The 12,914-nt window shown below is 60.8% G+C and carries 10 protein-coding genes and 1 pseudogene; 3 read left to right on the top strand and 8 right to left on the bottom strand.

All coding sequences use genetic code 11. From position 1 onward, the window contains the following. A pseudogene (locus IRZ31_RS03650) lies at positions 1-526 on the top strand (ABC transporter substrate-binding protein); the annotation flags it as partial. Positions 527-1,231: 705 nt separating this feature from the next. Further along, a complete protein-coding gene (locus IRZ31_RS03655) occupies positions 1,232-1,435 on the top strand; it encodes a hypothetical protein (protein ID WP_297149637.1) in 204 nt (67 codons plus the stop codon). Positions 1,436-1,567: 132 nt separating this feature from the next. On the opposite strand, the gene IRZ31_RS03660 is transcribed toward IRZ31_RS03655, so the two are convergent. Beyond that, positions 1,568-2,278, bottom strand: a complete 711-nt coding sequence (locus IRZ31_RS03660; RefSeq protein ID WP_297149639.1) for a metallophosphoesterase family protein — start codon at positions 2,276-2,278, stop codon at positions 1,568-1,570. 43 nt (positions 2,279-2,321) lie between these two features. Further along, the gene (locus IRZ31_RS03665; RefSeq protein WP_297149641.1) at positions 2,322-3,428 is read right to left on the bottom strand and encodes a transposase; all 1,107 of its coding nucleotides are present in this window, start codon (positions 3,426-3,428) and stop codon (positions 2,322-2,324) included. 324 nt (positions 3,429-3,752) lie between these two features. On the opposite strand from IRZ31_RS03665, the gene IRZ31_RS03670 reads away from it, so the two are divergent. After that, positions 3,753-4,274: a metallophosphoesterase family protein gene (locus IRZ31_RS03670; protein WP_297149643.1), complete on the top strand. Its 522-nt coding sequence runs from the start codon at positions 3,753-3,755 to the stop codon at positions 4,272-4,274. Positions 4,275-4,357: 83 nt separating this feature from the next. On the opposite strand, the gene serS is transcribed toward IRZ31_RS03670, so the two are convergent. The 6 genes from serS to IRZ31_RS03700 all read right to left on the bottom strand — a co-directional run bounded on the left by serS (position 4,358) and on the right by IRZ31_RS03700 (position 12,901). After that, positions 4,358-5,638, bottom strand: a complete 1,281-nt coding sequence (gene serS / locus IRZ31_RS03675) for a serine--tRNA ligase (protein WP_297149645.1) — start codon at positions 5,636-5,638, stop codon at positions 4,358-4,360. A 655-nt stretch (positions 5,639-6,293) separates the two neighbouring features. Further along, positions 6,294-7,289, bottom strand: a complete 996-nt coding sequence (locus tag IRZ31_RS03680; protein WP_297149647.1) for a hypothetical protein — start codon at positions 7,287-7,289, stop codon at positions 6,294-6,296. Positions 7,290-7,691: 402 nt separating this feature from the next. After that, on the bottom strand, positions 7,692-9,407 hold the full coding sequence (locus tag IRZ31_RS03685; protein ID WP_297149649.1) for a hypothetical protein: 1,716 nt from the start codon (positions 9,405-9,407) through the stop codon (positions 7,692-7,694). 210 nt (positions 9,408-9,617) lie between these two features. Continuing rightward, on the bottom strand, positions 9,618-10,760 hold the full coding sequence (locus IRZ31_RS03690) for a hypothetical protein (RefSeq protein WP_297149652.1): 1,143 nt from the start codon (positions 10,758-10,760) through the stop codon (positions 9,618-9,620). 676 nt (positions 10,761-11,436) lie between these two features. Beyond that, positions 11,437-11,748, bottom strand: coding sequence for an iron-sulfur cluster assembly protein (locus IRZ31_RS03695; RefSeq protein ID WP_297149655.1), 312 nt, complete (start codon positions 11,746-11,748; stop codon positions 11,437-11,439). Positions 11,749-11,881: 133 nt separating this feature from the next. Continuing rightward, complete coding sequence (locus tag IRZ31_RS03700) at positions 11,882-12,901, bottom strand: ribokinase (protein ID WP_297149657.1); 1,020 nt, start codon at positions 12,899-12,901, stop codon at positions 11,882-11,884. Positions 12,902-12,914: the final 13 nt, after the last annotated feature.

The following is a 12,914-nucleotide window of genomic DNA, read 5'->3' on the forward strand; positions in this document are numbered from 1 at the left end:
GCTGCCGACGGCGACGGCGACTATTATCGCTACAGCCTATAAGCTGGGCTACAATCCGCAGTGGATTCTGCAAAGCCCGGCCTTCTCGATTCAGCTCCTGGCGGTGCCGGCGCTCAAGCCTCTGATCAGCCGGGCCTGGGTCGTTTCCCAGGGAGCGGCCTGGGGCGATACGAGCGTGCCGGGGATGGCGCAGATGTTGCAGGACCAGGCCAAGTATTTCCCGAAGCAGCAGCCCGATGGCTACTTCGAGTTTGGCTATGCCGAGTCCTATGTGACCTACGCCATTCTGAAGAAGGCAATGGAGAACGGTGATCTGACGCGCGATGGCCTCTTCCGGGCCTTCGAGTCACTGCAGTCGGTGGATATGGGGGGCCTGCTGCCGCCCGCGCACTATGGCTCGACGCCCGACCAACGCGTGCCAACGCGCGATTCTGTGATCTATCAGGTTGATGCTACCCAGCCTGCCGGCGTTAAGCCGATCTCGTCAGATTTCACCGGGGTGGCCGCCCAGCAGTCTCATTTTTAGTCAGGCTTCTTAGCTCGCTCCTTTTCTTCCCTGTCTGCCCTGGTGTGTGGTTGCTCATGACGACCGGCTGCCTCCTGTCTGCGGCCCCGCAGGATAGGGGGCAGCCGGTGAGCAACGCAGGTGAACAACACCCCTGAGTCGGGCCAGTACAGGCTGCTGCCCCGCCATTCTCTCTCTCTCTCTCTGTCTCCACCCCGCTGCTCTTTCTTCTCCTTGTTCCTGCGTGCTGATTTGGCGACCTCTTCGTCGAGCCTGACCGCTTGTGACGCAAGAGCGCTCATCTGCGCGCCAGACCGACAACCCCAGACCCTCCTGGCCCGCTTCTTGCTCGCTTGCCTGACCCAACCGGTCTATTCGCTTGCACTTACAGCGATGAATGTCAACCCGGACACGTATATATTAAGTGGAAGCTATCAGGCTTCCTGCTCGGTGACCGCGCCGACTCTCTGGCCGAGCGGAGAAAAAAGGCCCTGACTGGCTTGTCCCTTGCTGGCAGCGGCCTCGACGCTTCCAGTGAGCGGGGTGAGGTCAATCAGAGCCTGGTTTTATCGCTTAATTATTGAAATTTATCGAATCGGAGTCTTCTGTCGAACATTTCCTGATGCAATGTGGGGCGTGCCCTCTGTTGCAGCAGGAGTGTCCACTCGTGCGGGCTCTCTGCGTCCCGGGGCTGAGTGTCCTGCGAGAGAAGAGGGTTCATTGAGCATGGCGACTACGAGTGAACTGAAAGAAATTATGCGTGAGCTTGAGCTGGTTGATATCGGCGATGCTGCCAGTTACCTCGGTGAGGAGGCGATGCCGCTGCAGGAGCTGCCCCGTAACGAGCAACCGCCGTCGCTGCTTGAGCATGCTCCTGGTCATCCGGCTACCTGTACCTGTATCTTCTGTCAATTATTGCATGTCTTGTAGGTAAAGATAGCTGCTCCGCTTCAGCGCTTCACCTTGACAACGGGGCGCAGGCTGTGGCGACTCCCCACCACTGCCGGCGCCCCGTTGCTCTGTGTTCTGCGGCCACTGCTCCAGGCTGGCTGCCGCAGAACCTCAGTAGTGGGCTTCCAGCAGGATCTTGATGCGCCGCTCGGGATGGGGCATGCCGCTGCTACGGATTTGTGCAACGACGGCCTCCAGGTCATAGGGCACGCGACGAATCTCGCCCTCCCAGTCGCTGCCTTGCCAGCTGAGAATACCGTAAGCGGCGCGCCGATCTCCATCGCGTGGCAGGCCGCAGCTAGCCACATCCAAGAGCAACAGCCGCCGCCAGCGTCGCTGATAAGCGATATGCAGATGGCCGAAGGCCAGGGCGCCGATCCGCTCATCCAGGCCACCGAGCAAGCGCTCCAGCTCCTGATCGGAAGCGTTAGGGGCGATGGCGTCCTCCAGGTTGCGCGGGTTGGCATGAACGACCAGGGCATCGCTGCCGTTGGGATTAGCCACGCGATAGGAGAAAGGCAGGTCGCGTAGATAGGCGATGCCCTCCGGCCCGATCTGCTCGCGCGTCCAGGCCACAGTGCTCTGTTTTTTGCGCCCTTTCTCGGGAGCGGCGTTCACCACCTCCTCATCGACGTTGCCTTTGATGACCGGGCAGCCGAGCTGCTGGACAATGGTGAGCACCTCGCGCGGGCGGGGACCATTCAAGCAGAGGTCGCCGGCGATGACCAGCTGATCGATCGCCGGTTGGCGATGCAGGTCTTCCAGCACGGCCTCCAGGGCCACCTGATTCCCATGAATATCGGAGATAATGGCGATGCGCATAGTCAAGTACCCCATGCATAAATGCAGGGGCTTGTCCCTGTCTTTACGCGCCGAGAGGGGTGGATTCCTTTCGGCTACCGGACGAGACAAGAGGCCGCTTGACATCGGCCCTCGCTATGTTCAGGGCGGCATTGACGTCAGCGTTCATCGACATGCCGCAGTTGGTGCAACAGAAGACCGCTTGACTCTTGCGGTTCTCTTTGGCACAGTGCCCACAGGCGCTACATCTTTGAGAGGTGTAGGCAGGGTCAACAAGGTACAGAGGAACGCCTGCAAGAGCAGCCTTGTAGGAGAGGAAGGAACGCAATTGAGCAAAAGACCAATTGGAATGGCGAGAACGCTGAGACTTGTTTAACCGTGCTTCGGTGCGAGACCGAATGTGCCTTAAGTCTTCTATCGCTATTCCTTTTCCGAGGGAACGCGCCTTTTGCACAATCCGTTTGGAGATGACATGATTGGTGTTACGCTGGAACCGGGCCTGTTTGCCAGACAGTTTCTTGAGGTGTCTCTTTGCGGACTTCGTGCCGCGTTTCTGCAAACGTTGACGCAATGCATGAGACCGTTTGCGAGTGGCCTCAACGGCCTGTCCGCGAAAGGACTCCCCGTCGCTATCCGTTGCCAGGTTGACGATCCCGAGGTCAACACCGAGGAAGTCACTCGCTTCTTGGGGGTCCGGCGTGGGAACATCAAGGGTCACTGCCAGAGAGAAGGTGCCTTGACGATAGATCAGATCAGCTTGCCCTTTGATAGCCTGCATACGGGCCGCTTGATACTGACCGATGAGGAAGGGGACAAGCACGCGGCCACGCAGCGTCAAAAGAGAGACGTGCGTCAAGCCCTTGAAGCTCATCACCCGTTCGTCATAGACGATAGCACCTTCTGGCTTGAAAGTGGGTTTGATGCTCTTATCCCGCTTGTATGCATCGCTGACCTTGCTGATGCAACGAATAGCCAACTGTGCAGACAGACGGTAGGTCGTACGCACCTGCCTATAGGTCATCTTCTGCAATGTAAATTGGTTGGCAACTTTTGCAAGAAACGCCTGTTCAGCCACGTAATTACAAGCGGCGTTGAAGGCGTGCATCGTTTCCAACAAGGCATGGTGTTGCTCTTCAGTTGGTATCAGCTTCAAGAGCATCGTTTGTTTCATGCGTTGATGGTAACCCCTTTGACGATCCTTGTCAAGGGGGTATCCCGCCGAGAGGCAGAGCGTCTTTCCTGCGGCGCCTCCTCCCCAGGCGTCAACGCCGGGGCTTCCGGCGCCGCATGATTTGGTGAATCTGCTATCCTCTCCTTAGAGCGAGCGACAAGAGCAGGCGATTCGTTGCCCGCCGGGCCAGGCAGCTGCTAGGTTCCAGGTTGGCTGCCACCTGCTGGCTTCTTGCCTGGGGCGGACCTGTCTGTCTCTGGTCTGGCGCGGCTCCCGCTTGTCATGGACCGACCGGCCTGTCTGCTGCAACGGAGGTAAGAGCCGATGGAACACATCATCGGTGTCCTGTCGGATACCCATATTCCGCGCTTCAAGGCCCTGCCCGAGGCCATCTGGCGTCATTTTGCCGATGTTGAGCTGATCATTCATGCGGGCGACCTCTCGGTGCTCTCCGTCATCAGCGAGCTGGAGACCATCGCGCCCGTCGTAGCTGTGCAGGGCAACGTCGAGAGTGATGAAGTGCGGAGGGCGCTGCCCCTCAAACGCGAGCTGGTGATCGGCGGCTGTCGCATTGGTGTCGTCCATATCCTCAGCCCAGACAGCGCGCGCCGGCGGCGCAGCGAGGAGGAGGCGCGCCTGGAGGCGGCCCGCCGCGAGTTTCCGCAGGCGCGCTGCGTCATCTTCGGCCACACCCACGTTCCCTATCTGCGTCAACAAGATGGGCTGCTGCTCTTCAATCCCGGCAGCGCTACCGATCGGCGCAGTCAGCCAGTCTGTACGCTTGGACGCCTCTACATTGAAGACGCCAGCGGCAGCCCGCGCGGGGAAATCATCCCTCTTACCTAGTTGGCCTTCCAGCCTGGCGCCAGCGGGGAGCTGGCGCTCGCCGGCTAGCAGGCGGCGGGCTAACGGAAGCCGGATAGTCATGATCAGCGGCGTGCCTGCAGCACCTCCTGTCCACCCAGATAGGGGCGCAGAGCTTCTGGAATGCGTACCGAGCCATCGGGCTGCTGATGATTCTCCAGCAGCGGGATCAGAATGCGCGGCGAGGCGATGGCTGTGTTATTGAGTGTGTGCACGAACTTCACCTTGCCATCACGATCGCGATAGCGGATATTGACGCGCCGCGCCTGCCAGTCGTGAAAGTACGAGCAAGAATGTGTTTCGCGATAGCGGCCCTCGCTGGGAACCCAGCATTCCAGATCGTACATGCCGACCTTGCCATCGCCCATGTCGCCGGTGCAGACGTTGACCACGCGATAGGGGATCTCCAGAGCCTGAACCAGCTCCTCGGCGTTGCGGATCAGCTGTTCGTGCCAGCGCACCGACTCCTCGTGTGAGGCTTCGCAGATCACATACTGCTCAACCTTGTTGAACTGGTGGACGCGAAAGACGCCACGCGTATCCTTGCCATAGGTGCCGGCCTCCTTACGGAAGCAGGGGCAGAAGCCAACAAAGGTCAGAGGCAGCTCCTCATAGCTGAGAATCTCGTCCTTGAACATGCCCGTAATCGAGACCTCAGCGGTCCCCACGAGGAAGGTATCCTCACCCTCCAGAGCATAGACCTGGTCCCGTCCGCGCGGAAACTGGCCGTTGCCGATAAAGCAAAACTCGCGGGCCATCGCTGGCACGATCAGGGGCGTGAAGCCCTTAGCGGCGATGCGATCAAGAGCGAAGTGCAGGAGCGCCATTTCAAGGCGCGCGGCGTCGCCCTTGAGCACGTAGCTGCGCGAGCCGGCGATTTTGGCCGCACGCTCCATGTCGACCAGATCCAGCTTCTGCATCAACGTGTAGTGGTCCAGCAGCGGAAAATCGAACTGCGGCTTCTCTCCCCAATAGCGCACCGGAACATTATCTTCCTCACTTGTGCCGACTGGGGCCGAAGGATCGGGAATCTGCGGTACCAGATAGAGAAGCTGCTGACGCTGCTCGGTAAGAGCCTCCAGCTGCGGCTCTAGCTCCTTGAGGCGCGCCGCCAGCTGTTTGCCCTGGGCGATGAGCGACTCGCGCAGCTCCTTATCTTTGCCTGCCTGTCCGATCCGCTTCGAGATCTGGTTCTGTTCGGCTCGTAGCGTCTCAACCTGGTGTTGCAGCTCTAAGACCTGGCGATCAAGGGCCAGAAACTGGTCGACATCAAAATCGCTCTGCTTGAGGCGTACAGCCTCCTTGACAAGCTCGGGATGATTGCGAATAAAGCCGAGATCCAGCACGAAAATCCCTCCTTCTGCTCTTCTCGTTCTCAGACTTTTGTCCTGTGCCTCAATCTGTAGCTGGCCGCGTGCCAACGGCTATTATGCTCCGGCCTGGCTGCAAGGCGAGAGGACCGGCCAGCAACGGCCAGGGGGGCGCCTGTCTGCCTGTCTGACAACTGGCAGCCTGTAACGGTCCCGCGGCAATAAAAAAAGCGTTATCGTCCACTATCTGCCAGGACGACAACGCTGATTGCTGCGTCGATCGTGGTGCCACCTTTGTTCGGATGCTCTGTCGCCGGCCAGGCCAGTCAGAGGGCAAGAGGCCCCGGGGGCTGGCTGCGTAGAGCAATCCCTCATTTGGCCTGTTAACGGAGGCCACCGCAAACGCTCATCGCGTGGACTCCCAGGTGGATTCCCTCATCCCCGGCACTGCGTTGCACCAACCCGCAGCTCTCTGGCGCTCGCAGGCATGAGGTACTTGTCCTGTTCTTCGCCTTTACTCAATGGTTGTGTTATTGGTCGTTTCTGCTCCGCTTCTGGTACGATAGGATAGCAGAGGCGGAGGCGCTCTGTCAACCATGCCGGGACTGGGGGAGTCGAGTTGACGAGATGGCCACAGCGCTCCGGCCTGGTGGCCACGGCCTCTCTGCCTCCAGGCCGCGATGCAGGCTGCTCACTGGTGAAGGACCCAGACCTGGGCATTGCTGAACTGAGCGACACAGGGCTGCTGATCATCGATGGCGGCCACGCCGATCGCCCCCGCTGAGAGCGTATGGTCATTAATGCTTCCCACGGCCTGCTCATTGACATAGAGCGCGATGCTATCCTGGCTGACCAGTACCCCCAGAATATTCGTCTGCGTCAGGCCGCTACTGATCGCTGGACTGAAGCCGGTCAGCAGAGTTTGGGCCGTTTTGCCCTGGTAGAGATCGAGGGCGAACGAGCCATTGATGCTCACGCGGAAAAGATAGTAGCTCTGACCATCAGCGCTGGCGCGGAAGAGCAGGCCAGCCTCCTGGCCGCTGGTGATTGTCAGCTGGACCTCATAGACAAACTGGCTGAAGTTAGTGCTGTGGGCAAGGCAGGGCTGTAACAGCCCGGAGTGGCCGGCCCTGGCCTCATAGGCGCCGTTGTTGAAGAAGCAGCCGGTACCGGCATCGCTGAAACCCTGGTCCCAGCCGTGGGACTCGTCAGGAGTGCTCAGATCGTCGCTGAAATCTGGGTGACCCTGGGTAATCTGGCTAAGGCGCTCGTCGTAGGTGGTAGCCGTTGCCGTGAGCTGGCTGTTCTGAGCCGTCGCCAGACTCTGGGCCGTGGCGGTCGCATAAATAGCTGCCTGCTGGGTTGCCAGGCTCTGGGCCGTGCCGGCAGCCTGGGCGCTGGCGCTGGCCAGGACATGGCGTGTGGCCTGGGCGCGCGCTGTGGCCTGGGCTTGAAGCACAGCCGTGGCCTGTCCTGTGGTCAGCATCACCAATAGAACCGTGCTTGCCAGCAGCAGCAGGACGGCGAGCGAGCCATAGAGCCACCACTGGCCGCGTGAGAGTCCAGCAGGCCGCTGTCGGAAAGAGACTGGCTCAGCAGCAGGCATTTTCACGAGTGCCGTTGTCTCAGCCTGCTCTTCCACCCCTGCTGGCCTTTCAGCAGACTCTTCGCTGCCCTCCGTCGTCATTGGCTTCCTCCTGTGAACCGGCAGCTGCTCCGGCTCTGGACCGTTGACGCTTAACTGGGGGTGGCTCGATTGCTGCTTTCCGGGCATAGATAGCGCTCCCTCGCTTGACAGTAAGCTCCTCTCCTTGTGCTCCTCTCTGCTACTATAGCATGAACGTTGCTTGCAGGACTAGCCTCGGCTGGTCCTGGCAGGACGGCGATGGACTGGGGTCGAAGATAGTCGCTCCTCAAAAGGAAACGGCCAGGCGAGAGAGAAGAGAGAGGGAGGGCTGGCAGTCTCGGAGAGGGCGGGACAGAGCGTGCCCCATCCCCGTGCCGTGTTGGCCAGCGTCCCTGCACTTGGGCCTGCGACCCTGATCTGATCTCATCGGCTGGCCCTGCTTCTTCCCACCTTAAGGGCATCCTACAGCCGCCAGATTCTTAGGTTCTGAAAGGCCGCATCGGCGGAAATCTTGCCGGAGTTCAGGGCAATGAGGGCGACTATGCCGCTCGTCAGCGTACCATCGTGGACCGTAGAGAGGTAGTGCTGATTCACGAACAGCATGAGCGTATCTTCCTGAGCAATGACGGTCAAGGTATTGCTCTCGCCGAGATTGGCGTTAATGGCAGTGCTGACGCCATCGGAGAGATAGGTCACATTTCCGTTGCTGACCCTACTCAGCAGGTAGGCGCCGCTGGGGCTGATCGTGAAGCTATAGAAGCTGCGCGCACCCTCGTTGAGGCGGAAGACCAGGCCCCCCATTGTCTGGAGGCCGCTCTTGTCGCCCTTGACCATCGTCATATCGACCTGGAAGGCCAGGTTATGATACGTCAGGGCGTTAGCCGCGCAGGCCCAGGCTGGGGTGCTGCTGGTAGTCAAGATATGCAGGGCGCCATTGCTGAACTGGCAGCCGCTGCCGTCGTTATTGCGTGTATCGTCCCAATTGCTGGCACTCTGGCTGGCCAGCGAGTCATTCACCTGGGGTGTCTGCGCCGTGATATAGCTATAAAATGCCGTGGGATTATTCTGCAGCGCGGTCATAGTAGCTGTAGCATTCGCCTGGGCGACGGCTGTAGCTGTCTGATGGTTGAGGGCCAGGGCCGTCGCACTCTGGGCCGTTGCTGTGGCGGCGGCGTGCTCCTGACCGGGGCGGATGACTCCGAGGTAGACGACACTTCCCAGCAAGATCATGACACAGATCAACAGGATGGCCAGGATGAGCAGCAGCGTAGACCTCCCTCCTCTGGCCTGGCCTGGCGCGGATGGAGTGGGAGGAAAGACCGGGCCTGGCGCTGGCTGTGGATACGGTGGCCAGCTGGGTTGCCCTTGTTGGGGGAAGGAGGCGCCGCCCTCTCTGGTAGCGCCTGCCCCCGGCGTCAGGCCGGGCGCCAAGAATGCAGGAGGGTAGCCAGGCTGGGCGGGGCCGATGGGGCTGGAAGATCCTGACTGCGGAGCTACCCCAGGCGGATAGCCCGGTGGCGTTGAGGGGCCGCTCTGGCCGACCTGACTGGAGGGTTGAGGCGACGAACCAGCCGTTGGTGGCTGCGCGGGTAGCGTCCCCGAAATCTGAGACTGGGCTGGTGGCTGCGCAGGCACAGGCGGGACCGGAAAGGTGCCACTCAGACCGGGGTAGGAAGGAGTGCTGGCTCCGGCTCCGGTAGGCGGCACCCAGCCGTAGCTAGTGGCCGCCTCCTGTGGCGGCAGCACCGGCGTTAAACTGCTGGGGCTGGAAGCTGGCGCTGGTCCACTCGACGGCCCAACCGCTGGTGTCGCGCCCGCTTCGGCACTGGTCCGAGGGCGCTCGCTCTCCATGCCTGGCGTCTGGGCCTCTCTCTGCTGAGCAACCGCTTCCCCCTCGAAGCTGGCTGGCGGTGTCTGCGGTTGCTGCCAGCGTGAAGGCGCGCGCAGCGTAGGCTCGCTATAGGGCGCGCGCAACGTGCGCTCACTGTCCCCGGCGCCGGTTGCTTCGCTGCTCCCCGAGCGGGGCTTAATCAGCGTATCGTCCGGGCTGTCGAACGTACTCGACGGCGGTGTCTGCTCCTTCTCTGGCTCCAGCACATTGTAAGGAGTAGGAGCGCCGCAGGAGGGACAGATTCGTGCCTCGGCGGGCAACTCGGCCTTGCAAATCTGGCATTGCATAGGAAAGAAGATCCTCCTCAAGGGCTGGACGTAGTGACTCCCTAAAGCATCTTCAGCATAACATGCTTTTCAATCTATGCCAAGAGATCTCATCATAGCTTGTCAGAAGCGAGCTGAGAGCGGCAGCATGCAAGACGAGAGCCAGACCTAGCCCTGGGCTATCTCTGGCACTGGTCTGGGGCTGCCCTGCGGCAGGGAAGGCAGGGGCAATTAGCGCGCCCAGACCTGGAGCTGAGAAAAGGCAGCATCGGTTACATGGCCAAGATCAATAGCGAAGACACCAATCTGCCCGGCGCTGAAGTCCTTATCCTGAGCGCTTCCTACGTATTGCTTATTTACATAGAGAAGAATCGATGATCCGCGGGCAATCACTGTCAGCAAGTTGTCCTGGCCAGCTGCTGTATGGATGGCTGGCGTTGGGCCGCCGACCAGGGCATTGGCCTGTGTACCGTCAGAGAGCATGAGGCTATAGTTTCCATCACTACCGACGAAGAAGAGATAGCCGGTGCCCCTATCGGCATTCGCGCGGAAGACCAGGCCGCCGCCATCGCCGCGTGCCAGTCGCATGTGGACCTGCAGCGTAAAGTCGGCGAAGTTCGTAGCCAAAGCCAGGCAGGGGATGAAAACATGGTCGCTGGCAACGAGCGAATGCAGACTAGACCCGGAGAAGGAACAGCCCTCGCGCAGGTTACCGTCCAGTGTCCACTGGTTGCCGTTCTGCCCGGTCAGGGGATCGGTCAGGGTTGGGGTCCCTTGGGTAGCCGCCGTATAGGTCGCCTGCTCGGCGGTGGCGGTGGCCGCAGCGACGGCGGTCGCCTGAGCAGCAGCGGTGGCTGTGGCGTGGGCCTGGACGATGGCGGTCGCTGTAGCATGGGCCTGTGCCTGGGCGGTGCCCTGGGTCAGGGCCGTCAAAGCAGCGCTGACCGTGGCCGTGGCCCCTGCATGCAACTGTGCCGGATGATAAATGCCACCGTAGATGAGCAGACCAAGCCCCGTCACAAACAAGAAGAGCATCAAGATGAAGCCGAGCCGCGACGAGCGCGACAGGACAGAACCGCTTTTTGTCGAGAACTCGCTGCGCTGAAGGTGGGAGGGGTACCACGCCCTCTGCGGCGTCGGCGTTGCTGCATGCGCGCCAGGGGGAGCTGTTCCACCTGGCGCCTCCCGGCTAGCTCCGCTGTCTCTGGGAGCGGCTGGCGTGGCCTCCGAAGAGATGGCTGGCAGATCACCAGCTTGCCCAACTGCCCCAGCCTGATCCTGACCCTGACCCACCCCTAGCGCTGCTCCGCAGACAGGGCACGTGGTATAATCCTCCGGCACCGCTGCGTAGCAAAACTTACAGTGCCTGACCATGAGACCTCTCAAACCTCCTGCTCTCTCAATTTTCAGCATCCTCGTGCGGCGGATTCCCTCTGCAAGCGCATCCTCAGCTCGCGCGGAAGGCTCCTGATCTGTGCTGAGAGAGGTTTCAGCTTCTATGCTCGCTCGCACTGAGTGGTGCTGTCCATTGCCTCAATGGATTTTTCGCTTCAAGCAAGCTGTTTGCGGAAGATCGGGACCAAAATGCTCTACTCAGCCTCGTGCCTTAGCTCTCAGGCCCCGTCAGTGGCGCCGCGCCAGCTTGTCAGGCTGTGAGTGCGACGCCTTTGTCCTCCTTCCTGGCCAGGGCTGGAGATGCAGCGCAGGGGGTGGAAGAAGACACTTGAGATATCCCTTCCAGAGCGGAAGTTGGTGCTCCTCATCCTTTCATAATATGAAGATAAATGTATTGATTGATGGTACTCAGTATAACACACTACTTTGGCGAGGGGAAGACTAACAAGAGAAAAAAATAACACGTGACGGATCGCAGCCGGCGGGCAGTGGGCCAATGTCGCGACAGAAAGCGGACAGAGGCGGTGAAGCGCCGCCGGAGGACAGTCACGTGCCTGCGGTAGGGCTGGGACGGGGTCGTCAGCGGCAAGCGGGCGTAGTCACCAGGCAAAGACTGATCTGATCCTGCGACCGCCAGGAGCGACTCCGGTGCTGGCTAGATCAGGCCCAGCTCCCACTTCGCATCTTCGCTCATACGATCGGGAGTCCAGGGGGGATCAAAGGTCATCTCCACATCGCATGACTTGACGTTTTCGACCTGGCTGACGCGCATCTCAACCTCGGACATCACGTCGCCCACCAATGGGCAGCCCATTGACGTCAGCGTCATCTTAATATGCACGTGACCTGTTTCCTGATTGATATCAATCCCATAGACCAGGCCGAGATCGTAGATATTGACAGGAATCTCTGGATCGTAGCATTCCCGCAGGGCCTCGATCACTTCGGCCTCATTGATCTGGGGCATAGTGTGCTGCTCCTTCCCTGCTGATAACCCAATATTCCAAGTAGCATAGTAGGGATTACTCCACATAAATATAGCGCAAGGTGCCAGCCTTGTCAAAAAAGGCCGGCAGGCCAGGGCAGGCTCCGTCTGGAGGCTAAGCTGGAGATGAGTCTCCGGCCAGGAAGGCCACCACCTCAGCCCGACTCGGCAGCCCGGATTGAGCGCCGAAGCGCGTCACCTTCAGGGCGCTGGCATAGACCGCGAAGCGCAGCGCCTGGGCGGGGGGCTGGCCCTCCAGCAGCCCGACCGTCAAAGCGCCCACGAAGCAATCGCCAGCCGCCGTCGTATCGGTCACCTGGACGCGTGGGGCTGGCTCGTGGAGGATGAGCGGGCCTGCGCCTGATTGGCTCTCGCGGGTGACCAGCAGCGCCCCTGCCGCTCCCAGGGTTACCGCTACTGTCGCTACCCCATGCTCATGCAGGCGCAGAGCCAGCGCGCGCGCCTGAGTCAGAACATCCTTCGCTTCTGGCTCCCTGGACGCAGCGGTGGTCACGCTAGAATCGGGCGGCGTCCCCAGGGCTGTCACCAGCGCCTGGGCCTCGTGCTCGTTAACGATCAGTAGCTCGACCTGGCGCAGCAGGTCTGGACTTAAAGGCTGTGCCGGAGCGGCATTCAGCACTACCGGCACAGCCGCCGCCCGCGCCGCCTTGATGAGATGCTCAACCGTTGCCAGCGGAATCTCCAGCTGTAAGACCACAGCCGAGGCCTGTGCCAGGGCCTCTTCGATGCGAGCCAGGTGCCCGGCGTCGCGCCCGAGGCGGCCATTGGCACCCGCTGCCACAATGATGGCATTGTCTTGCTCCACCAGGAAAATAAAGGCTGTACCGCTGGCCTCCTCCGCATCAATGGCCACCAGTTCCGTAGAGACGCCCGCCGTCTGCAGAGCGACCAGCAGTTGCTGCCCAAAGGGGTCGCGGCCCACCCGACCAGCCATCGTCACGGCACCCCCTAAACGGGCCATTGCCACCGCCTGGTTGGCGCCTTTTCCACCGGGCACCAGCTTCAACGAGCCGGCGCCCAGCAATGTCTCGCCGAGCACCGGCAGGCGCGGCACCTGCACCACCTGGTCCATATTCAGGCTGCCAACCACTAAAATGCGCTTCTGCTCCTCCATCGTTTGGCTCGCT

Source organism: Thermogemmatispora sp. (genome assembly GCF_019683635.1).
GTDB lineage: Bacteria > Chloroflexota > Ktedonobacteria > Ktedonobacterales > Ktedonobacteraceae > Thermogemmatispora.

Bases quoted from the DNA above. Each gene is read 5' to 3' on its own strand.
- IRZ31_RS03655 (WP_297149637.1), top strand. From the start codon at position 1,232: ATGGCGACTACGAGTGAACTGAAAGAAATTATGCGTGAGCTTGAGCTG.
- IRZ31_RS03660 (WP_297149639.1), bottom strand. From the start codon at position 2,278: ATGCGCATCGCCATTATCTCCGATATTCATGGGAATCAGGTGGCCCTG.
- IRZ31_RS03665 (WP_297149641.1), bottom strand. From the start codon at position 3,428: ATGAAACAAACGATGCTCTTGAAGCTGATACCAACTGAAGAGCAACAC.
- IRZ31_RS03670 (WP_297149643.1), top strand. From the start codon at position 3,753: ATGGAACACATCATCGGTGTCCTGTCGGATACCCATATTCCGCGCTTC.
- IRZ31_RS03680 (WP_297149647.1), bottom strand. From the start codon at position 7,289: ATGACGACGGAGGGCAGCGAAGAGTCTGCTGAAAGGCCAGCAGGGGTG.
- IRZ31_RS03685 (WP_297149649.1), bottom strand. From the start codon at position 9,407: ATGCAATGCCAGATTTGCAAGGCCGAGTTGCCCGCCGAGGCACGAATC.
- IRZ31_RS03690 (WP_297149652.1), bottom strand. From the start codon at position 10,760: ATGGTCAGGCACTGTAAGTTTTGCTACGCAGCGGTGCCGGAGGATTAT.
- IRZ31_RS03695 (WP_297149655.1), bottom strand. From the start codon at position 11,748: ATGCCCCAGATCAATGAGGCCGAAGTGATCGAGGCCCTGCGGGAATGC.
- IRZ31_RS03700 (WP_297149657.1), bottom strand. From the start codon at position 12,901: ATGGAGGAGCAGAAGCGCATTTTAGTGGTTGGCAGCCTGAATATGGAC.